Genomic DNA, 20,132 nt, shown 5'->3' with positions numbered 1-20,132 from the left:
AAGTTCGCTACTTGTAGGATGAGTTTTATCTGCACATCCCGCGTAAGGACCGCCATGCCCTACACACCCGATGCCATCCGGCACGTCAAGCTTTCAACCGCCACCCTGCCGCTGGCCACCCCGATTTGCGATGCCAAGGTCTTCACCGGACGCCAGAAGCCGATGACTGAAGTGGTCTTCCTGTTTGCCGAGATCACCACCGAACAGGGCCATCAGGGCCTGGGTTTTAGCTACTCCAAGCGCGCCGGCGGCCCCGCCCAGTACGCCCATGCCAAGGAAGTCGCCGACACCATGATCGGCGAGGACCCCAACGACATCGCCAAGCTGTACAACAAGCTGCTGTGGGCCGGCGCCTCGGTGGGCCGCTCCGGCGTCGCGACCCAGGCCTTGGCCGCCCTGGACATTGCGCTGTACGACCTCAAGGCCAAGCGGGCCGGGCTGCCGCTGGCCAAATTCCTCGGCGCGCACCGCGACTCGGTCCGCACCTATAACACCTCGGGCGGCTTCCTGAATGCCTCCATCGACCAGGTCAAGGACCGCGCCAGCCGCTCCATCGAAGAGGGCATCGGCGGCATCAAGATCAAGGTCGGCCTGCCCGATACCGCAGAGGACCTGCGCCGTGTTGCTGCCGTCCGCGAGCATATTGGCGACGACGTGCCGCTGATGGTGGATGCCAACCAGCAGTGGGACCGCGCCACTGCCCTCCGCATGGGACGCCGCCTGGAACAGTTCGACCTGGTCTGGATCGAAGAGCCGCTGGACGCCTACGACGCCGAGGGCCACGCCGCCCTTGCCGCCGCCCTGGACACGCCGATCGCGACCGGCGAAATGCTGGCCTCGGTGGCCGAGCACGAACGGCTGATTGCCGCCCGCGCCTGCGACATCATCCAGCCCGACGCACCGCGCGTCGGCGGCATCACCCAGTTCCTCCGGCTGGCCACGCTGGCCGACCAGGCCGGGCTGGACCTGGCCCCGCACTTCGCCATGGAGATCCACCTGCACTTGGCCGCCACCTACCCGCGCGAACCGTGGGTGGAGCACTTTGACTGGCTCGACCCGCTGTTCAACGAGCGTCTTGAGACCCGCGACGGCCGGATGATCGTCCCGGACCGTCCGGGCCTCGGCTTCACCTTCAGCGACCAAGCGCGCGCCTGGACCACGGACAGCGTGGAGTTCGGCCGCGCCTAACCCGGGCCGGGCATCATCCACATAACGACGGCGGTGCCCCGCACCGCCGTCGTTCCCCCACCTGCCACGAAGGAAGGCGCCTGAGCGATGAAACCGAACCTAACGTCCGCCCTGGTCGATGAGCTGCGCCGGCGCATTGTCGACGGCGAGATTGCCCCGGGCGACAAGCTGCCCAGCGAGAACACGCTGATCGCCGAACACGGCGTGAGCCGCACCGTAGTGCGCGAGGCCATCACCCGGCTGCAGGCCGAGGGGCTGGTGCATACCCGGCGCGGCAGCGGCAGCTTTGCCCTGACCCCGCCGGTGGAGCCGGACGGGCCGCGGACCGCCCGGCCGGTGCGGACGCTGCAGGAGCGGCGGGCGCTGGTGGAGTTCCGCACCGGCGTGGAAAGCGAAGCCGCTGCCTTGGCCGCCGTCCGGCGGACCGACCAGCAGGTGGCGGCCCTGCGCGCCGCAAACGCTGACTTCTCTCGCTCCGGTTCCAACCCGGCCGCGGCCTTGGCCCACGATTTCGAGTTCCATCGCACCGTCGCCGAGGCCAGCGGCAACCCCTATCTGCAGGATGCGATCGCGGCCCTCGGCCCGGCCATGATTGCCATGCCCCGCTACCGGCTGGAGGCCAGCGCGGCCGACGGGGAAACCACACGCCTTGCCGAAGTGGCGGACGAGCATGCAGCGGTGCTGGCCGCCGTCGAGGCCGGCGATGCCATGGCCGCCGCCGCCGCGATGCGCACCCATCTGGTCAACTCGCGGCACCGGTTGGAGCGCGAATCGGGGCACTGATGAGCCCCGGGAACTGCACGCACCGTAGGTCGCAGGGTCCGGATACGGAAGCGGCAGCAGACCAAGGTCTGCTGCCGCTTCGTTGTTGCGCGCGGGTGGGCCGGCTGTGGCTACTCGGCAGCCTTGACGGCCAACACCGGCCGGTCTGCCTGCAGCAGGATGCGCTGGGCGTGCGAACCCATGATGAACTTGCCCACCTGGCTGCGCTGGCGCAGACCGATGACGATCAGCGAGACCTCTCGTTCACGGGCCAGCTCGAGGATCTCCTCGGCCAAGTCGTCGCGGTGCGTGGGGCGCAAGACCTCGACTGTCACACCAGCTTCATCGGCGGCCGATTTAAGCCGCAGGAGGTCTTCCTCGGAGGCCACTGTCTTGTCGACCAGTGCACCTTCCCGGGTGGAGTTGACGATCAGCAACTCTTCTCCGCGGAGCTTGGCTTCCGCGATCCCGGCGGACACGGCCGCCTCGCCGACCGGGGTAGGTACATAACCGACCAGGATGCTCATGCGTTCTCCTTAGATTTGGTGAGGGGTGCGGTCCGGGAATTCTTTCGGCGCTCTATGGCGGACTTGACCATCGGCCAGACAGCGACCAGCACGAACAGAACTACCAGCGTGCCGGAGATCGGCCGGCCCATGAATCCGGCGACGTCTCCGTCGAGCACCAACAGCGAACGCCGCAGGCTGGACTCCAGCAGCGCACCGAGCACGAAGGCCAACACCAGCGGTCCGGGCTCGAATCCGAATTTTTTCATCAGGTACCCGACGGCGCCGAAGAGGACCACCAGCAGCACATCGAACATCGAGTTGCGGATGGTGTAGGCGCCCAGCAAGGTGATCAGTGCGGTGATCGGAGCGAGGATGGCGGCGCGCACCCGCAGGATGCGGACGAACAAGCCGACCAGCGGGATGGACATGATCAGCAGCAGGATGTTGCCGATGTACATCGAGTTGACCACACCCCAGAACAGATCCGGGTTCTCGACAATGAGCTGCGGCCCCGGGGTCACGCCCTGGATGAGCAGCGCGCCGAAGATGATCGCCATGGTGGCGTTGGCGGGAATGCCCAAGGTGAGCAGCGGGATGAAGGAGCTTGTGGCCGCGGCGTTGTTGGCGGTCTCCGGACCGGCAACGCCCTCCACGGCGCCCTTGCCGAAGCGTTCCGGGTTCTTGGCGCGCTTCTTCTCCACTGCGTAGGCGGCGAGTGAGGAGATGGTGGCGCCGCCGCCAGGCAGGATGCCCAGGAAGAAGCCAAGCACCGAGCCGCGCCCGATGGCCCCGGCCGACTGCTTGAGGTCCTTCTTGGACGGCCAAACGTTTGCCACTGTTGCCGGCGCCTGGGCCGCGCGGTGGCGTTCTTCCAGGTTGTAGAGAATCTCGCCGACGCCGAACAAGCCCATGGCCACCGGGACAAAGTCGATGCCGTCGGCCAGACTCAGGTTGCCAAACGTGAAGCGTTCGGCACCGGTGAAAATGTCGCGGCCAACGGTGGCCAGCAGAAGTCCGAAGGCGGCGGCGATCAATGCCTTGATTTTGGCGCCGTTGCTGATCGTGGCGACCAGCAGGATGCCGACCATGGCCAAGGCTGCGTACTCGGGCGGGCCGAAGTCCAATGCGAAACCTGCCACCAGCGGGGCGAGGAAGGTCAAGCCGATGATGGCCACCGTGCCGCCGATGAAGGAGCCGATGGCGGCGATGCCCAGCGCCGTTCCGGCTTTGCCCTTCCTGGCGAGCTGGTAGCCGTCGAAGACGGTGACGACGGAGCTGGCTTCGCCCGGAAGTCGCAACAGCACCGAGGTGATAGTGCCGCCGTATTGTGCGCCGTAGAAGATGCCCGCCAACATGATGATGGCCGTGACGGGCTCGATCCCGTAGGTCAGCGGCAGCAGGATGGCGATGGTGGCTGCCGGACCGAGGCCAGGCAGTACGCCGATCAGCATGCCGATGACAACGCCCAGCAGGCAGTACAGCAGGTTGGAGGGTTCTAGGACGACGCCGAAGCCGTCCATGACCGGTTGCAGGAAATCCATGCGAGAACCTTTGGATCAGTGGGCGAGGGTGGGGCGCGAGGGTTCCGCGGTGGCGGCAAAGCCGACACCGTGGGAGCGCGCAACCCGCTAGAACAGGTGGGGAATCGACGTTCCCAGGGCAAGGATGAAGATGGCGTAGAACGCGGCAACAATCAGCAGTGAGTAGATGATGGCACCCCGCCAGGATTCACCGCCGAGGAACTTCATCCAGACCAGGCAGAGGAGCAGTGCAGGGACCTCGAAGCCGATCAGCGGCATCAGCAACACCATGATCAGCAGGGTCACAAACCCTATGGCCGCAAGCCAGGACAGTTTGGAGAATTTCTCCCCGTCACGGCCCCCACGCCGCCCAACAACCAGTTGGGCGAGCGCGAGGACAGCGATGATCAGGCTGACCACGAACGGCCACATGCCGGGCCGGGGCTGGGAGGGCGTTCCCAGCCCCAGACCGAGCGACATGACGAGCCCCGCCACGCCCAGCGCCAGCACCACGAGGGATGAAGCGAGGTTGGCAATGCGTCCTGCCGGCGGTGCGGCCTCGGCTTCCCATTGGGCAGCCAGTTCCTCCGGTGTCAGGTCATCGTCGACGACGTCGACTGACTCAGTACCTTCTGCTGGCGTCTCGCGGTGGGGCGTCATGGTTTAACTCGATTCGCTGTGGAGGCCGGACGGCCTCACGTGGGTGTTGCTACTCGCCGGCCAGCGAGATGTCGTACTTCTCGGTGAGCTCCTTGTACTTGGCAGCCAAGTCGTTCCACTGCTGGACGACTTCCTCGCCGGAGATCTCCTTGGGGGTCAGCATGTTCTTCTCGTTGAAGGCCTTGTACGTGTCCGTGGCCTGAGCGGCCTCGACCGACTCGACCAGCTTGGCCTTCACATCTTCAGGCAGGCCCTTCGGGGCAGCCAGGGCGCGGTACTGGGAGACCGGAACTTCGTAGCCTTCTTCGATGGCGGTGGGGACGTCCGGCAGGAAGGTGTTGCGCTCGTCGGAAAAGACAACGATCGGCTTGACTTTGCCGGCGTCGATCTGCGGCTTGGCTTCACCCAGCTGAATGGTGGCCAGCTGGACCTGGTTGCCCATGACAGCGGTCAGCGCAGGGGAACCCGAATCGAACGGCACCGCGGTGCCCTTGATCTCGGCCTGGGCGAACAGGATGGCCTGGGACAGCTGCGAGCCGGTGCCCACGCCGGTGGTGCCGAAGGTCAGCTTCTTGGAGCTGTTCTTGATGTCGTCCAGGTTTTCAAAACCGGATTCGGCGCTGGCAACCAACACGTAGTCGTCCTGGGAGAGGCCCTTGATGACATCCAGGTCGTCAAGGCTGACGGCTTCGCCTTCAGACACTGCCAGCGGAGTGATCGTGATCAGCGAGGCATTCAGCAGGACGAGGTTCTGTCCGTCGGGCTTCATTGCCGCGACTTCCTGCGTTGCCAGGGCGCCGTTGGCACCGGGCTTGTTCACCACCGGAACAGCGACGCCGAGCTCGTCCGCCATGCCTTCGGCCGCGGTGCGCGCGATCAGGTCCGTCGACCCGCCCGGAGCCTGGCCGACGGTCAGGGTGATGGGTCCGTTGGGGAAGGTGTCCCCCTCGGCGGCAGTGCCGCCCCCAACGTTGCCGCCGCAAGCGGTCAACGCCAGCGCAGCAGAGGCAGCGGTCAGACCTAGAACGGTCCGGCGGATGGAGAGTGCTTTCACTTCGGGCTCCTTGCTCGATGAACAGCGATGTTCGAACGGGTCTCGGCCGTGACCCGACTCATATGAGACAGGTCACTAGTGGCTCGGACATCGAGCTTAGAAAGAGACTATGATGCATGTCCAAGCCCATTAGTGCATTGAATGATACTTGAAAGGCATCATGTTCACCTTGGACCAGGCCCGCAGTTTCATCGCTGTCGCCGAAGAGTTGCATTTCGGCCGAGCCGCGGAGCGGCTGAGCATGACCCAGCCCCCGCTCAGCAGGCAGATCCAGAAACTGGAGCGCAGCATCGGCGTCGAACTCTTGGAGCGGGACAACCGCAAGGTGGCATTGACCGCCGCCGGACACGCCTTTCTCTCCGAGGCGCGGAAGCTGGTGGTGTCGGCAGACCGGGCGCCCCGAACGGCACGCCGCATCGCCGCCGGCCGGGCGGGTGAGATCCGGATTGGCTTCACTGCCGCCACCGCCTTCAGCGTCCTCGGACCCCTGCTCGCCGAGATTGCACTGGAACTGCCCGATGTCGACGTCGAACTCGAGGAACTGGTGACCGGGGAGCAGGTCCAGGCCATTATGGACGGCGACCTTGATCTCGGACTGGCCCGCCCGCCCTTCGACACAGACCTCTTCGAATCGCACCTGATGCTGTCGGAGAACCTGATGCTCGCTGTTCCCAGCGGGCATCCGCTGGACCAACTGGCACGTCCGCTTGCGGTGGCCGACCTCAAAGACGTGCCGCTCATCATGCATTCACCGATCAAGGCGCGCTATTTCTACGATCTGGTGGTGCGCCAAATCCCGATCGAACACGGCAACGTCGTGCACATCGTCAGCCAGATCCTGACCATGGTGGCGCTGGTGGCGGCCGGCCGAGGCGTGGCCTTCGTGCCCGAATCGGCACAACTGCTGGGAGTCGATGGCGTCAGCTACCTGCATCTGCCCGAACTCGCGCCGGACTCGGTGGAGCTGCATGCCATTTGGAACCGGGACTCGCACAACCCAGCGCTACGCAGGATGTTGGACAGCGTGTGGGCCAAAGCCTCCTAGCTGCCAGCCGATCCCGCCGCCTCTCCGAACGTCAATACTCTTAGTGCATCAATCCATACAAAAGAGGGCTTGGACAGGCATCATCCGCCTTCCTAGGGTGGAACCAACGCATTCAACCCCGCCGTCTCCGGCACCAATGCAAAGGAAGATGCACGTGGCCCAGTACACGCCCCAAGAACTCGCAGACAAGCTCAAGGACGGGCTGCTGTCCTTTCCGGTCACGGCCTTCGACGCGGAATTGAACGTTGACGAGGCCGCTTACCGCAAGCACCTGGACTGGCAGTCCAGCTTTGATGTTGCCGGCCTGTTTGCCGCCGGCGGCACCGGTGAAGGTTTCAGCCTGACCCCGGCCGAGGCCGCCCGGGTAGTGCGGATGGCGGTCGAAGAAGCCGGCAGCCGGGTTCCCGTGCTTGCCTCTGCCGGTGGTTCCACCGCCCAGGCGATCCAGAATGCCAAGGACGCCGAGGCCGCGGGCGCCGAAGGGTTGCTGCTGCTGCCGCCGTACCTGACCGAATGCGACCAGGCAGGCCTGTTGGCTCACGTGTCAGCCGTCTGTGCCGCAACCAGCATCGGTGTCATCGTCTACAACCGTGCCAACGCCATCTATTCCGCGGATACCGTGGCTGCGCTGGCTGACCGGCACACGAACTTCATCGGGTTCAAGGACGCCCTGGGCGACATCGAACACCTCACCAAGGTCTACGCCAAGAACGGCGACCGCCTGTTCTACCTGGGCGGCCTTCCGACCGCGGAGACCTTTGCGCTGCCGCTGCTGCAGCTGGGCATGAGCACCTACTCCTCCGCCATGTACAACTTCGTGCCGGAGTTCGCCCTGGACTTCTACCGCGACGTCCGCAATCAGGACCGCGACGCCGTGACCGAGAAGCTCAACCGCTTCGTCCTCCCTTACCTGGACATCCGCGACCGGGTTAAGGGCTATGGTGTCTCCATCGTCAAGGGCGGCTTGAAGGCCGTCGGCCGCGACGGGGGCCTGGTCCGTCCGCCGCTGCAGGATCTGACGGAGAAGGACATCGCCGACCTGTCGGCCCTGATCGACGCCGCCGGCATCCGCCCAGCGGACGCTGCCCTGCAGAACGCCTAGCGTTCGCCGCCTGCCCCGGCTTCGCTTTGCGCAGCACGGGGGATCCCGGGCGGCTCTTGGCCCGAAGCGGCCGCCCGAGACGGGCGGCCGCTTTCCGGCCCTCACCCACAGCCGACCATCCGCAGTAAAAAAGCAGTAAGAAGGAGCACCCGATGCCCACCACGCAGACAAATTTGACAGGCCATTCGATCATTGCCGGCGAATCCGTCACCGGTACCGGCGGCACTGTCAACGGCTTCAACCCTGCCACCAACGAAGTCCTCGAACCGGCCTACAGCCTCATTGACGCTGCCCAGCTGGCGACCGCCACTGCCGCGGCCGAGGAAGCTTTCGCCTCCTTCAGCTCGCTGGATCCGGAAACGCACGCCGCCTTCCTGGAGAAGATCGCCGACAACATCGAAGCCGTCGGTGACGAGCTGGTCGCGCGTGCGATGGCCGAAACCGGTCTACCCGCTGCCCGGTTGAACGGCGAACGCGGCCGCACCACCGGCCAGCTGCGCCTGTTTGCTGCGGTGGTGCGCCAGGGCGATCACCGTGGTGTCCGCATTGATCCGGCCCAGCCGGACCGCCAGCCGATGCCGCGGGTGGACATCCGGCAGCGTAAGGTCGCGCTGGGCCCGGTTGCCGTCTTCGGTGCGAGCAACTTCCCGTTGGCCTTCTCCACGGCCGGCGGCGACACCGCCTCGGCGCTGGCGGCCGGCTGCCCGGTGGTCTTCAAGGCGCACAATGCCCACCCGGGCACCAGCGAAATCGTCGGCCATGCCATTGCCGACGCCGTCCGTGACGCCGGTCTGCATCCGGGCGTGTTTTCCTTGGTCTACGGTCCCGGGGCCAGTATCGGTCAGTCCCTGGTCTCGGATCCGGCGATCAAGGCGGTCGGTTTCACCGGTTCCCGCTCCGGCGGCACCGCCCTGGTGGCCACCGCCGCGGCACGGCCGGAACCGATCCCGGTCTACGCGGAGATGAGCTCGATCAATCCGGTGTTCTTCTTCGACGGCGCGCTCAAGGGCGACCTGGACGCGCTGGCCGCGGCCTACGTCGGTTCGGTCACCGGTTCCAGCGGCCAGCTGTGCACGGCGCCGGGTCTGGTCTTCGTCCCGGCCGGCGAAACCGGAGATGCGTTCGCGGCCGCCGTGAACCGCGCCATGGCCCCGGCCGCCGGCCAGACCATGCTGACCCGCGGCATCGCCGACTCCTGGACCGCCGGTGTCGATACCCTCGGCAAGCAGGACGGCGTGGAGCTGGTGGCCCGCGGCCAGGACGGCGCCACGCAGAACGCACCGGCCCCGGCCGTGTTCGGCACCGATGTTCCCACCTTCCTGTCCAACAACGTGCTGCACGAGGAAATCTTCGGCGCCGCCTCGCTGATGGTCCGCTACACCTCCACCGAGGATCTGCTGGCTGCGGCCAAGCGGCTGGAAGGCCAGCTGACCGCCACCCTGCACATGACCGACGAGGACCAGGCGACGGTGGCTCCGCTGCTGCCGGTGCTGGAGCGCAAGGCGGGCCGCATCCTGGCCAACGGCTGGCCGACCGGCGTCGAAGTGGGACACGCCATGGTCCACGGCGGCCCCTTCCCGGCCACCTCGGATACCCGCACCACCTCGGTCGGGACCCTGGCGATCGAACGGTTCCTCCGCCCGGTGGCCTACCAGAACATCCCGGACGCCCTGCTGCCGGCACCCCTGCAGCAGTCCAACCCATGGCAGCTGAACCGCCGCATCGACGGCACCATGGAACTCGCAGGAGAGTAACGCATGAGCAACCAACCCACCATTGCCGCCGTCGAGGTGGTCCCGGTCGCCGGGCACGACTCGATGCTGCTGAACCTCTCCGGTGCGCACGGTCCGTTCTTCACCCGGAACGTGGTCATCGTGACCGATTCCGACGGCCGCACCGGCCTGGGCGAAGTCCCCGGCGGCGAGAAAATCCGTACCACCATCGAGGACGCCGGCGCCATGATCACCGGCCGGCCGGTGGCCCGCTTCCGCAGCCTGCTGCGGGAAATTGCCGCCGCTTTCGCCGACCGCGATTCCGGCGGCCGCGGGCTGCAGACCTTCGACCTGCGCACCACCGTGCACGCCGTGACCGCCGTCGAATCCGCATTGCTTGACCTGCACGGACAGTTCCTCGGCGTTCCCGTGGCCGAACTGCTCGGCGACGGCCAGCAGCGCGACGCGGTGCCGATGCTCGGCTACCTGTTCTACGTGGGCAACCCGGACGCCACCGACCTGCCGTACCTGCGCGAACCCAACGGCTCGGACGACTGGGAGCGGGTGCGCCGGGAAGAGGCCATGACCCCGGAGGCCGTGGTCCGTTTGGCCGAGGCAGCGCAGGCCCGCTACGGCTTCCAGGACTTCAAGCTCAAGGGCGGCGTCCAGGCCGGCGACCTGGAGGTCGACGCGGTGACAGCGCTCAAGGAGCGCTTCCCCGACGCGCGCATCACGCTGGACCCGAACGGCGGCTGGCTGCTGCAGGACGCCATCCGGCTGGGCAAGCGCATGCAGGGCGTGGTGGCGTACGCCGAAGACCCCTGCGGCGCCGAGGGCAAGTTCTCCGGCCGCGAAGTGATGGCGGAGTTCCGCCGGGCGACCGGGCTGCAGACCGCCACGAACATGATCGCCACCGACTGGCGCGAAATGGCCCACGCGGTGCGCACCAACGCCGTCGACATTCCGTTGGCCGATCCGCACTTCTGGACCATGGCCGGCTCGGTCCGCGTGGCACAGCTGTGCAACGAGTTCGGTCTGACCTGGGGCTCGCACTCGAACAACCACTTCGACATCTCACTGGCCATGTTCACCCAGGTCGGCGCGGCCGCCCCGGGCGAAATCACCGCGCTGGACACGCACTGGATCTGGCAGGACGGCCAAGGCCTGACCAAGGAACCGCTGCTGATCCGCGACGGCCAGATCAAGGTGCCCCAGGCCCCGGGCCTGGGTGTGGAACTGGACCGCGAGCGGCTGGCCGAGGCCAACGCCCTGTACCTGGAGCACGGCCTCGGCGCGCGCGACGACGCCGCCGCCATGCAGTACCTGGTGCAGGGCTGGGAATTCGATCCCAAACGCCCCTGCCTGGTCCGCTAGGACCTTCCGCCCGCCCCGCACCCCGCAGGGCGGGCGGATTTTTCCGTTCTACCGTGTGATGCTCTGTCCGGTCGGCCGTTTCTGGCCGGCCGGACATTGCCGTGATTTCAGGAGGTTCCGTGGAAGGAGTGCTGCTCGGCTTCGGCGTAGTGCTGGTGATCGTTGCGGTGGGCTTCGCGGCCGCGGCCATCTTGCCGCAGAAGGCGCCGGACATGCAGCGCGGGCTCACGCCGGTGATCTTCTACATCACGAATCCGGCGCTGATGCTGGTGTTGCTCGCGGACACTGATCTCGCGTCGGTGGTCGGCGTCTACACCCCCATTGCCTTGATCACGGCGGCCGTTGCAGGCACGGTGTATGCGCTGTTCAGTCGCTTCCTGCTGCGGCGGTCGGCCGCACAAACGGCCGGCGGTGCCATGGCTTCCACCTACGTGAATGCCGGGAACATCGGCGTACCGATCGCCCTCTACGCAGTGGGCAGCGCAGATCCGGTGGTTTCGGTGCTGCTGGCCCAACTCCTGGTCATCGCGCCGATCTACTTATCCATTTTTGCGTGGTGCCAACGGAAGACTGCTGCCGCTAAGCACCTTCATCCCGACGGCGGTGCTCCCGCGGCTGCCCCGCTATGGCGCAGCGTAGTGCGCTCCATCCTCAACCCCGTCACCGTTGCTACCGCCGCCGGGGCCCTGATGGCCTTGACCGGGCTGAACCTTCCGGAGGTGCTCTGGGCACCGATAGAAATGCTGGGCAACGCCTCCATCCCCCTACTGCTCATGCTGTTCGGCATGAGCCTGTACGGGCAGAAGCCACTGACCCAGCGGAGCCTGCGTGCGGACGTGGCACTGGGCACGGTGGTGAAACTTCTGCTGATGCCGGCCCTCGCGTGGGTGGTCGGGCACTTCCTCTTCCGACTGGACAGCACCCCGCTGCTCGGCGTTGTGGTCATGGCTGCCTTGCCCACTGCGCAGAACGTCTTTTTGTTCGCCAGCCAGTTCAGGATGCAGTCCACCCTGGTGCGGGACATTATCTTCCTCAGCTCAATGCTCTCGCTGCCCGCCGTCCTGCTTGTCGCCCTGCTGCTGGGCTAGCGTTTCAGGCGGCCGCCGCGCGGGCGACGGGCAGGGGGCGGCTGTCGGCCTCCAACTGCAGGGTGAGGTCCAGGAGAATACTCTCCTTCGACGCCAAAGTGTCCGCCAGGTATTCCGCCAGTCCACGCTCGGTGACTAAGCGGAGATCAGCCATGATCTCCCCTTGCAGGACCGCTTGTGTGCTGCTGATTTCGACCGGTGTGAAAATGGCGCCCCCGACGCCGTGTTCAACGACCAGGTCGATGCTGTCGCGGAAAACCCGTTCGCCACCTTCGCGCGGTGATGCCGTCAGGGTGAAGACAATCTTGTCCGGTGTCACATTAACTCCTTCAATCAATGCTCGACTGCGGCTCACGTCTATCGGCAGACTGTGCCCGCTATGCTGTTGTTATCGCCTATCCGGCTTTTCCCGGCTTCTTTCACGCGTGTTCCCCTGAGGTTTTTCGACACGTGAATTGCTGAAAACTCCGTAGGCTTTGGCCGCCACGAGAACGAATCCTATGAGGGCGACGCCAGCAAGCTTCGCAGCGATACCCACGGGCAGAGCCATCATCCCGACCAGCAGCATCAGCGGCACCCAGATACCCTTGACCGAAGTGCCATCAAACCCTGACCGCAATTTTCGTGCAAGATCAGGGTCCTCCAGGCCGAGGTAGTGCTCTATGGCCTTGAGCCGTTGTTGTTCTTCAGGGGATAGGGGCATCCGCATCTCCTCACGGGCTGCACCGTCGAGAGCTTCCGTCGTCGTGGTGGTCTTGGTTATCCGCCGGGATAAGACGGTTCCGAGTTTCATCACGGCGGCTGGCTTGGGGTTTCCTGCACTCGTAGCCTGATGAAAGGTGAAAACTATTCGTGATCGGCGCCGGAAAGCAGGAATTTTGTTACCTGCTCGGATTGTATCCAGTGAAATTCTTTAAGGCCAATAATCCGTTCGCCGTGGGCGAAGCAGAAACACTGATTGTTTATCTGCATTTGTTCAACTGTTTGAGAAACATACTTTCCCGTGTCAAAAAAGCATTCAGGAAGCCGACCAACCGTCCGCATCCGCGACGCCCCGGCATGCCTCACGGATAGCCCCTGGAGGACGAGGCATTAAATGCCGGCGGCGCCCGGGCTGGTCATGACCAGAACCCGGGCGCCGCCGTCGTTACTGTGGTGGTGGCTCAGCCCCAGGGGATGGCGCCGAGCAGGATGCCGACCGCCAGCATGACCAGCGAGACGATGGCCGCGCGCCAGAGCACCTTCTTGTGGTGGTCGCCCAGCTCCACGCTGGCCAGCGAGACCAGCAGCAGGATGGCCGGGACCAGCGGGCTCTGCATGTGCACGGGCTGTCCGGTGATCGAAGCCCGGGCCATTTCGGCCGGGGCGATGCCGAAGTGTGCGGCGGTTTCGCTCAGCACCGGCAGCACACCGAAGTAGAACGCGTCGTTGCTCATGAAGAACGTCATTGGGATGCTGAGCAGGCCGGTGATCACGGCCATGAACGGGCCCATCGAATCCGGAATGATGTCCACCAGCCAGGCAGCCATGGCATCCACCATGCCGGTGCCGTTGAGCACGCCGGTCAGCACGCCTGCGGCCATCACCATGGACACGACGGCGACGATGCTCTTGCCGTGCGCGACCAGCTGGGCTGCCTGCTCCTTGACGTTCGGGAAGTTGACCACCAAGGCGATGGCGGCGCCGACCATGAACACGTAGGCCAGCGGAACGACGTCCAGCACCAGGATCACCATGACCGCTACCGTCAGGGCCAGGTTGAACCAGAACAGGTGCGGGCGCAGGGTGGGACGGTTCGGATCCAGTGCCGAATCGGTCAGCGATCCGACGGAAGCATTCTCCTCTGCGGGTGCTTCCAGGACTGCCACCGAGCCCCCGGCCGGAGCCGTGCCGGCCGGGGAGGTGCCGGGAACCGGCTTGACGGCGCCGCGGCCGCCACGGCCGCCGAAGATCGAGCCGGCCTTGCCGCGGGAGGTGCGGGTGCCGCCGTCGTTGTTCTCCGCAGCATCAGCCCACAGGTCGGGCTTGCCCTTGGCAGCGGCCTTGGCATTGCCGCCGGCCAGGCGCTTGCGTTCGCTCAGGCCCAGTGTCCAGGCGAACACCATCACGATGACGATGCCGGCCAACAGGGACGGGATCATCGGCACGAAAACGTCGGAGGGAGACACATCCAGCGCCGCAGCAGCGCGGGCCGTCGGGCCGCCCCACGGGACAATGTTCATGGTGCCGTTGGCCAGGCCGGCCACGCAGGTCAGCACCACCGGGCTCATGCCCAGCCGCAGATAGATCGGCAGCATGGCGGCCGTGGTGAGGATAAAGGTGGTGGACCCATCGCCGTCCAGCGAGACCACGGCGGCCAGCACCGCGGTGCCCAGCACCACCTTGGCCGGGTCGTTGCCCAAGGTGCGCAGAATGAAGCGCACCAACGGGTCGAATAGACCGACGTCGATCATCAGGCCGAAGAAGATGATGGCGAACATCAGCAGAGCTGCTGTGGACGTCAACGACTTCATCGACTCAAGGACCATGTCGCCCAGGCCGAGGCCCGCACCGGCGAAGAGGCCGAAGATCGTCGGCACAATAATCAGGGCCAGAACGGGTGTCAGTTTCTTGGTCATGATCAGCGCCATGAAGACCGCGATCATTGCGAAGCCGAGAAATACCAGCACAGCAACTCCTTTGTATAAAAACTGCCGGTGTGACCGGCCCTACAGACTCTAGGGTGGTGCGGATCACTGGTGGCGGTTTCGCCCACTTCAGGTGCATACTGCTTATTGCGCACGTTTTGCTCATTTAGCTCACATCACCGGCCGCAGGCCGCCCCGGGAGGCACCATGGAGAACGGGGGCGACCGCCGCCCGCGGATGGGATTCTCCGCGCGCATGCTGCTGCTCCAGGTAGGCGTGGTGGCGCTGGTGCTGCTGCTCTCCGCGGTGGTGCTGGGCTGGTTGACCTATCAGCGGCTGGGCGAAGATGCGGAACGCCAGGCCCTGGCTGTGGCCCGCGCGGTTGCAGCCTCGGGCGATGTCCGCACCGAAACCGCCGCACTGGCGGACGCTGGGCCGGAACAGCTTTCCGCCAAGGCCTTGGCGGGCGGGCCGCTGCAGTCCCAGGCCGAAGATATCCGGCGGCGGACCCGCGCGCTGTTCGTGGTGATCACCGACGATTCCGGCCTGCGGCTGGCGCATCCCAACCCGGCGGAGCTGGGCCGGATGGTCAGCACCGACCCCTCCGAAGCGCTGGCCGGCCGTGAGGTCACCGAACAGGAACAGGGCACTCTGGGCCATTCGGCGCGTGCCAAAGTCCCCGTGTTCGCCCCCGGTTCCACAACCGTGGTGGGCGAGGTCAGCGTCGGCTTCTCCAGCCAGGACGTGCTGCAATCCCTGGCCAGCAACATCCTGCCCATCGCCGCCACCACTGCCGGAGCGCTGGCACTTGGCCTGGCGGCCTCGCTGCTGCTGGGCCGGCGGCTGAAGCGGCTGACGCTGGGACTCGAGCCCGAGGAGATTGCCGCCCTCACCCAGGACCAGGAGGCGGTGCTGCGCGGCGTGGATGAGGGCGTCATCGGCGTTTCCGCCGAGCGCAGGATCACCGTGTTCAACCGCGAGGCCAAACGACTGCTGGGCTTCACCATTGATGCCGATCTGGTCGGCCGGCCGCTCGAGGGGCTGCCGCTGCCCGGCCTGGAGGAATCCGGCCTGCCGGACGCATTGGGCCGGCTGCTCGATGCCGCGGACCCGCAGTCGCCGACGGTGGAGCTGGTGGTTGGTTCCCGCGTGCTGATCCTCTCCGCCCGAGAGGTGCAGGCCAGCCGCACCCCCGGCCGGCGCGGCTACCGCCCCGGGACCGGCACCGGCCCGGTGGTTCCGCGTGCCCCCGAACTGGGCTGGGTGATCATGCTGCGCGACCGCACCGCGGTCCAGTCCCTGACCAGGCAGCTGGACGCCGTGGGCGCGCTGAGCACGGCGCTGCGTGCGCAAAGGCACGAGTTCGCCAACCGGCTGCACACGATCTCCGGCCTGCTGGCCACTGGGAACCCCAGCCATGCGCAGGACTACCTCACGTCGATCATGCAGACCGGTCCACTGAACTACCCCGCAGAACAGGCCGAGCTGTTGCAGGATGCGTACTTGCAGGCCTTCATTGGCGCCAAGAGCATGGAGGCGGCCGAGCGCGGTGTGACGCTGCGCGTCGGGCCGGAAACGCTGGTCCGCGGCAGGGTTACCGATCCGCAGGACGTGACCACCGTGATCGGCAACCTGGTGGACAACGCCGTCCGGGCGGCAGTGCACGGCAGCGCTCCGGACCGGTGGGTGGAGGTGGAGATCATGGACGAACTAACCGACGGCGGCGGAACGCTGCACCTGGTGGTCGCGGACTCCGGGGACGGGCTGCCCGGGCTTCCCGGTGGCACGGCGGCAGACGGCGGTTCGGGGGTTGAGCGGATCTTTGCCGAAGGCTTCTCGACGGCGGGCGACCGCTCCCGGAACAGGCCGGCAGAGGCCGCTGACGCGGCCGTTGACGGGGCGGTGGCCGAGTCCGTGGCCGGTCAAGCGGAGCTACCGGACATCCACGGCCAGGGCTTCGGCTTGTCGCTGATCCGCCGGCTCGCGCGCCGCCGGGGCGGGGAGGTCTGGGTGGCCGATCCCGGGCGTCCGGGCGGCCCCGGCGCCGTATTCTGTGCCCGGCTGCCGGGCACCGTTGAACCCGCAACACCAGGAGCAAACCATGACTAACCTGCAGGTACTGATTGTGGACGACGACTTTCACGTGGGGCGCCTGCACGCCAGCTATGTGGATTCCGTCCCGGGCTTCAGCGCGCTGGCGCCGGTCGGAACGGCGGAGCAGGCTCTGCGCACGGTGCACGGGCATGCGCCGGACCTGATGCTGCTGGACGTGTACCTGCCGGACGCGCTGGGGCTGGATTTGCTGCGCAAGGTCGACGTGGACACCATCATGTTGACCGCAGCAGCGGATGCCCCATCGGTCCGCAAGGCCCTGCGCCGCGGTGCGCTCGGCTACCTGATCAAGCCCTTCACCGCCGAGGAACTGGCGCGGAAGCTGCGTGCTTACGCCCGGTACCGGCGGCTGTTGGCCGAGCAGCCGGCGGTGGACCAGGACACCGTTGACCGGGCGCTGCATGCGCTGCATCCGGCCGAGGCGGCGGTGGCTGCCCGCACCCGGTCGGCCACCGAGGCCGCCGTGCTGGAAGCGCTGGCGTCCGGGCTGCAGCGTTCGGCGGCTGAAGTGGCCCAGTCGGTTGGCGTCTCGCGGGCCACCGCGCAACGCTATTTGTCCGCTCTGGCCGACGACGGCGCGGTGGAGATCCATCTGCGCTACGGCACCACCGGGCGGCCCGAGCACCGCTACGGACGGGCCGGCTGATGGCATGCGGACAACCCAAGCGGCCTGCTCATTCTGCCCTGCTGATCCGGTGCCGGCGCCGCGGCGTGAACCGGAGCGAACGATGATTGGATGGCAGGCATGACCATCGGCTTGGTACTGGACCTTTTCGGCACCTTCTTCTTTGCCATGTCCGGTTGCATCCTGGCGGCCCGCCGGAAATTCGACATCATCGGGTCGCTGTTTTTGGGCGCACTGGCCGGTTTGGGCGGCGGAATCATCCGGGATTTGATTCTGGGCACCGTCCCGAGTGCCTTCGACAATCCGGTCTATTTCATCCCGCCGGTGCTGGCGGCACTGCTGGTGTTCTTCCTGTTCCACCGAGTGGAACGGTTCCAGCGTCCGCTGTTGATCTTCGACGCCGGCGGGTTGGCCCTGTTCTGCATTACCGGAACCGTCAAGGCCCTGAGCCTGGGCATGAACCCTGTTGCTTCCGCGCTGCTGGGACTGACCACGGCTGTGGGCGGCGGAATGCTGCGAGATGTCGTTGCCAACCGGGTCCCGCAATTATTCAACCCGGACGACCTGTACGCCGTACCGGCGATGCTGGGCTCGGCACTGGTGGTTGTTCTGTGGTTCGCCGGGATCTACGGGACGGCGGCAGCGATCGGCGTGGCCGCAGTGGTGTTCGGGCTGCGCGTGGTCTCGCTGCATTACGGCTGGCACATTCCGCATGCCGCGCCGGCGCGGTTCACGGGCCCGGACGACGATTGACGGTGGATCCCCTGCCCGGCACCGCCGCCTGCCGGCCTCAGGCCCGGTTCTGCCGGTGGATCTCCTCGATGATGCGGATGGCCGCGACGGCGTCCGCCGGCTCCACCGGCACGGGGGCGCCGCCGTTGATGGCCGCGGCCAGTTGCCGGTAGAACTCCGTGTAGGCGCCGCGCTCGGACGGAATCTTGCGGGTGTGCCCCGGCGTGCCCAGGGTGCCCCAGCGCTCTTCGGGTTCCACACCGTAACCGTCCGACCCGGGCACGGCACCGGCATTGAGTGCCGCCTCCTGGCCGTCCACCCCCCACGAGGTGAAGGCCGCAGCCGAGCCAAGGACGTGGAACCGCGGTGCGGGCAGTGCGGAGATCAGATTCATGGATAGCCGCGAGCGCACGCCGGATTCGTGCAGCAGCGAGACAAACGCGTCCTCGTCCGGGCCGGATCCGGCCGGGGACCCTGCCGCTGCATCGGCGGCGCCTCCGGCGGACGCGCTATGGCGGGCGGTCTCGCCGTAGACCGTGGCGGCCCGGCCAAAGAGCGTGAGCGCCTGGTCGATCAGGTGCACGCCCAGATCGAAGAGCATGCCGCCGCCCTTAGAGACGCCCGACGTCTCCTTCCACGCCCGCAGCCCCTCCGGCTTCCACCGCTCAAAACGTGATTCGAAAGTGTGCACCTGGCCCAGTTCGCCGCCGTCGATCAGCTTCTTCAGGGTCAGGAAATCCGCGTCCCAGCGGCGGTTCTGGTAAACGGAAAGCACCAGGCCGGCCGCCCGGGCCTTGGCGATCAAGGCCTCACCGTGGGCGGAAACCGGAACAAAGGGTTTGTCCACCACCACATGCAGGCCGCGGTCCAAGGCGGCCTCGGCGAGCGGATAGTGGCTGGCCGGCGGCGTGGCCACCACCACCAGGTCCAGCAGTCTCGGGGCCGCGAACAGCTCGTCCGCCGTTGCTACGATCCGTGCCCCGGGGTGGGTGGCTGCCGCCTGGGCCGCCCGTTCCGGGCTGGACGTCACGATGGCGTCCAGCGAATACTCGCTGGCGGCTGCCAGGAACGGCGCATGGAAGACCCGGCCGGAAAGGCCGTAGCCGATCACGGCGGTGCGCAGCGGCCGGTGTTCGGTCATGGGTCCTCCTAGTGTGCTCCCGGTGCCTGCCCCGAGGGGTGCGGCTGTGTCCGAGCCTACCGGCCGGCGTGGGGCTGCTCGCGCAGCTTCTGCGTGAGCTTGTGCGCTTCCTCAAGCAGCAGCTTGCCCAGGAACTCCTGCCGGTCCGGGCGGAAGCGCTGTTCAATGCCGGTCAGCGACAGCGCCCAGGCCGGCCGGCCCTGCCGGTCGAAGACCGCCGCGCCCATCCCCCAACTGCCCTCCAGGATCAGTCCGGGATTGACGGTATAGCCGCGCTCCCGGGTCGCGGCCAAGTTGCTGCGGATCTTTTCCGGCGCATGGGCCGGGCCGAACCGCTGCAGCCGGGCACCGCCGTCGTCAAGTAGCCGGTCAATCTCCTCAGCCTCCAGAAACGCCATAATAGCCAGCCCCGCGGAGGCGATGCCCAGCGGGAAACGGACGCCTTCGTGCAGCACAAAGGAACGCACCGGGAAGCTGCCCTCCACCCGGACCAGGCAGACGGTTTCGTCGCCGCGGCGGATGGAGAGGAACGCACTCTCGCCGGTCTCATCCGCCAGTCGCTGCAGACTGGGCCGGGCCAGGTCTTCGATGGCGAAGCGGCTGGCCGCCACCGAGCCGAGCACATAGAGTTCCGGCCCCAGATGCCAGCTGCCGGTTTCGGCGTGGTGGTCCAGCAGCCCTTCGGCGGCCAGCGAGTTCAGCAGCCGGTAGACCGTGGGCCGGGTCAGTCCGGACGCCTGCACAATGTCGCCGAGGGCGGCCCCGGTCTCCGGTGCGCGGCCCACGATCCGCAGCAGTCTGGCGACCCGGCTGACCACCTGGGCGCCCTGCACTTGTTTCTCCGGCATCGTGTTCCTTTCTTGGCCAGCGGGTGCAAACCT

The 20,132-nt window shown here is 66.7% G+C and carries 20 protein-coding genes; 11 read left to right on the top strand and 9 right to left on the bottom strand.

Features of this window, described 5'->3' with window-relative positions:
* Nucleotides 1–54: 54 nt before the first annotated feature.
* Both AC5RWX_RS02120 and AC5RWX_RS02115 read left to right on the top strand, forming a co-directional pair.
* Nucleotides 55–1,188, top strand: a complete 1,134-nt coding sequence (locus tag AC5RWX_RS02120) for an L-talarate/galactarate dehydratase (RefSeq protein WP_493945116.1) — start codon at nt 55–57, stop codon at nt 1,186–1,188.
* 87 nt (nt 1,189–1,275) lie between these two features.
* Nucleotides 1,276–1,971: a FadR/GntR family transcriptional regulator gene (locus AC5RWX_RS02115; RefSeq protein ID WP_493945115.1), complete on the top strand. Its 696-nt coding sequence runs from the start codon at nt 1,276–1,278 to the stop codon at nt 1,969–1,971.
* 110 nt (nt 1,972–2,081) lie between these two features.
* Here AC5RWX_RS02115 and AC5RWX_RS02110 read toward each other — a convergent pair whose 3' ends face one another.
* The 4 genes from AC5RWX_RS02110 to AC5RWX_RS02095 all read right to left on the bottom strand — a co-directional run bounded on the left by AC5RWX_RS02110 (nt 2,082) and on the right by AC5RWX_RS02095 (nt 5,693).
* Nucleotides 2,082–2,477, bottom strand: coding sequence for a universal stress protein (locus AC5RWX_RS02110; protein WP_493939988.1), 396 nt, complete (start codon nt 2,475–2,477; stop codon nt 2,082–2,084).
* The gene (locus AC5RWX_RS02105; protein WP_493939987.1) at nt 2,474–4,000 is read right to left on the bottom strand and encodes a tripartite tricarboxylate transporter permease; all 1,527 of its coding nucleotides are present in this window, start codon (nt 3,998–4,000) and stop codon (nt 2,474–2,476) included. Before AC5RWX_RS02105 ends, AC5RWX_RS02110 begins: the two co-directional genes overlap by 4 nt.
* 87 nt (nt 4,001–4,087) lie before the next feature.
* On the bottom strand, nt 4,088–4,639 hold the full coding sequence (locus AC5RWX_RS02100; RefSeq protein WP_493945114.1) for a tripartite tricarboxylate transporter TctB family protein: 552 nt from the start codon (nt 4,637–4,639) through the stop codon (nt 4,088–4,090).
* A gap of 49 nt (nt 4,640–4,688) precedes the next feature.
* Entirely contained in the window at nt 4,689–5,693 is a 1,005-nt protein-coding gene (locus AC5RWX_RS02095; RefSeq protein ID WP_493939985.1) for a tripartite tricarboxylate transporter substrate binding protein, read from the bottom strand.
* A 160-nt stretch (nt 5,694–5,853) separates the two neighbouring features.
* Here AC5RWX_RS02095 and AC5RWX_RS02090 point away from each other — a divergent pair, with 160 nt between their 5' ends.
* The 5 genes from AC5RWX_RS02090 (at nt 5,854) to AC5RWX_RS02070 (ending at nt 12,014) form a co-directional block, all read left to right on the top strand.
* Nucleotides 5,854–6,738: a LysR family transcriptional regulator gene (locus AC5RWX_RS02090; protein ID WP_493945113.1), complete on the top strand. Its 885-nt coding sequence runs from the start codon at nt 5,854–5,856 to the stop codon at nt 6,736–6,738.
* A gap of 154 nt (nt 6,739–6,892) precedes the next feature.
* Nucleotides 6,893–7,840 (top strand): 5-dehydro-4-deoxyglucarate dehydratase, encoded by a 948-nt coding sequence (kdgD, locus tag AC5RWX_RS02085; RefSeq protein ID WP_493945112.1) that lies wholly within the window; start codon nt 6,893–6,895, stop codon nt 7,838–7,840.
* 152 nt (nt 7,841–7,992) lie between these two features.
* A complete protein-coding gene (locus AC5RWX_RS02080; RefSeq protein WP_493945111.1) occupies nt 7,993–9,594 on the top strand; it encodes an aldehyde dehydrogenase (NADP(+)) in 1,602 nt (533 codons plus the stop codon).
* 3 nt (nt 9,595–9,597) lie between these two features.
* Nucleotides 9,598–10,926: an enolase C-terminal domain-like protein gene (locus AC5RWX_RS02075; protein ID WP_493945110.1), complete on the top strand. Its 1,329-nt coding sequence runs from the start codon at nt 9,598–9,600 to the stop codon at nt 10,924–10,926.
* Between the two features lie 119 nt (nt 10,927–11,045).
* On the top strand, nt 11,046–12,014 hold the full coding sequence (locus AC5RWX_RS02070) for an AEC family transporter (RefSeq protein WP_493945109.1): 969 nt from the start codon (nt 11,046–11,048) through the stop codon (nt 12,012–12,014).
* Nucleotides 12,015–12,018: 4 nt separating this feature from the next.
* On the opposite strand, the gene AC5RWX_RS02065 is transcribed toward AC5RWX_RS02070, so the two are convergent.
* Both AC5RWX_RS02065 and AC5RWX_RS02060 read right to left on the bottom strand, forming a co-directional pair.
* On the bottom strand, nt 12,019–12,333 hold the full coding sequence (locus AC5RWX_RS02065; protein ID WP_493939979.1) for a hypothetical protein: 315 nt from the start codon (nt 12,331–12,333) through the stop codon (nt 12,019–12,021).
* A gap of 69 nt (nt 12,334–12,402) precedes the next feature.
* A complete protein-coding gene (locus AC5RWX_RS02060) occupies nt 12,403–12,807 on the bottom strand; it encodes a DUF3040 domain-containing protein (protein ID WP_493945143.1) in 405 nt (134 codons plus the stop codon).
* A 59-nt stretch (nt 12,808–12,866) separates the two neighbouring features.
* On the opposite strand from AC5RWX_RS02060, the gene AC5RWX_RS02055 reads away from it, so the two are divergent.
* Entirely contained in the window at nt 12,867–13,088 is a 222-nt protein-coding gene (locus AC5RWX_RS02055) for a hypothetical protein (protein WP_493945108.1), read from the top strand.
* An 89-nt stretch (nt 13,089–13,177) separates the two neighbouring features.
* Here the strand turns inward: AC5RWX_RS02055 and AC5RWX_RS02050 are convergent, their stop codons facing one another.
* Complete coding sequence (locus AC5RWX_RS02050) at nt 13,178–14,683, bottom strand: CitMHS family transporter (RefSeq protein WP_493945107.1); 1,506 nt, start codon at nt 14,681–14,683, stop codon at nt 13,178–13,180.
* A 165-nt stretch (nt 14,684–14,848) separates the two neighbouring features.
* On the opposite strand from AC5RWX_RS02050, the gene AC5RWX_RS02045 reads away from it, so the two are divergent.
* From AC5RWX_RS02045 to AC5RWX_RS02035, 3 genes are all read left to right on the top strand, one after another.
* Nucleotides 14,849–16,750, top strand: coding sequence for a sensor histidine kinase (locus AC5RWX_RS02045; protein WP_493945106.1), 1,902 nt, complete (start codon nt 14,849–14,851; stop codon nt 16,748–16,750).
* Nucleotides 16,743–17,399 (top strand): response regulator, encoded by a 657-nt coding sequence (locus AC5RWX_RS02040; protein WP_493945105.1) that lies wholly within the window; start codon nt 16,743–16,745, stop codon nt 17,397–17,399. Before AC5RWX_RS02045 ends, AC5RWX_RS02040 begins: the two co-directional genes overlap by 8 nt.
* Nucleotides 17,400–17,489: 90 nt before the next feature.
* On the top strand, nt 17,490–18,131 hold the full coding sequence (locus AC5RWX_RS02035) for a trimeric intracellular cation channel family protein (RefSeq protein ID WP_493939975.1): 642 nt from the start codon (nt 17,490–17,492) through the stop codon (nt 18,129–18,131).
* A gap of 37 nt (nt 18,132–18,168) precedes the next feature.
* Here AC5RWX_RS02035 and AC5RWX_RS02030 read toward each other — a convergent pair whose 3' ends face one another.
* Both AC5RWX_RS02030 and AC5RWX_RS02025 read right to left on the bottom strand, forming a co-directional pair.
* Complete coding sequence (locus tag AC5RWX_RS02030; RefSeq protein ID WP_493945104.1) at nt 18,169–19,251, bottom strand: Gfo/Idh/MocA family oxidoreductase; 1,083 nt, start codon at nt 19,249–19,251, stop codon at nt 18,169–18,171.
* A gap of 56 nt (nt 19,252–19,307) precedes the next feature.
* Complete coding sequence (locus tag AC5RWX_RS02025; protein WP_493939973.1) at nt 19,308–20,099, bottom strand: IclR family transcriptional regulator; 792 nt, start codon at nt 20,097–20,099, stop codon at nt 19,308–19,310.
* Nucleotides 20,100–20,132: the final 33 nt, after the last annotated feature.

This window comes from Arthrobacter sp. SPT-J7 (genome assembly GCF_059089965.1).
This window is presented reverse-complemented; position numbering and strand designations above follow the sequence as displayed.

Bases quoted from the DNA above. Each gene is read 5' to 3' on its own strand.
- AC5RWX_RS02100 (WP_493945114.1), bottom strand. From the start codon at position 4,639: ATGACGCCCCACCGCGAGACGCCAGCAGAAGGTACTGAGTCAGTCGAC.
- AC5RWX_RS02030 (WP_493945104.1), bottom strand. From the start codon at position 19,251: ATGACCGAACACCGGCCGCTGCGCACCGCCGTGATCGGCTACGGCCTT.
- AC5RWX_RS02105 (WP_493939987.1), bottom strand. From the start codon at position 4,000: ATGGATTTCCTGCAACCGGTCATGGACGGCTTCGGCGTCGTCCTAGAA.
- AC5RWX_RS02090 (WP_493945113.1), top strand. From the start codon at position 5,854: ATGTTCACCTTGGACCAGGCCCGCAGTTTCATCGCTGTCGCCGAAGAG.
- AC5RWX_RS02060 (WP_493945143.1), bottom strand. From the start codon at position 12,807: ATGAAACTCGGAACCGTCTTATCCCGGCGGATAACCAAGACCACCACG.
- AC5RWX_RS02045 (WP_493945106.1), top strand. From the start codon at position 14,849: ATGGAGAACGGGGGCGACCGCCGCCCGCGGATGGGATTCTCCGCGCGC.
- AC5RWX_RS02115 (WP_493945115.1), top strand. From the start codon at position 1,276: ATGAAACCGAACCTAACGTCCGCCCTGGTCGATGAGCTGCGCCGGCGC.
- AC5RWX_RS02120 (WP_493945116.1), top strand. From the start codon at position 55: ATGCCCTACACACCCGATGCCATCCGGCACGTCAAGCTTTCAACCGCC.
- AC5RWX_RS02075 (WP_493945110.1), top strand. From the start codon at position 9,598: ATGAGCAACCAACCCACCATTGCCGCCGTCGAGGTGGTCCCGGTCGCC.
- AC5RWX_RS02110 (WP_493939988.1), bottom strand. From the start codon at position 2,477: ATGAGCATCCTGGTCGGTTATGTACCTACCCCGGTCGGCGAGGCGGCC.
- AC5RWX_RS02080 (WP_493945111.1), top strand. From the start codon at position 7,993: ATGCCCACCACGCAGACAAATTTGACAGGCCATTCGATCATTGCCGGC.
- AC5RWX_RS02040 (WP_493945105.1), top strand. From the start codon at position 16,743: ATGACTAACCTGCAGGTACTGATTGTGGACGACGACTTTCACGTGGGG.
- AC5RWX_RS02025 (WP_493939973.1), bottom strand. From the start codon at position 20,099: ATGCCGGAGAAACAAGTGCAGGGCGCCCAGGTGGTCAGCCGGGTCGCC.
- AC5RWX_RS02035 (WP_493939975.1), top strand. From the start codon at position 17,490: ATGGCAGGCATGACCATCGGCTTGGTACTGGACCTTTTCGGCACCTTC.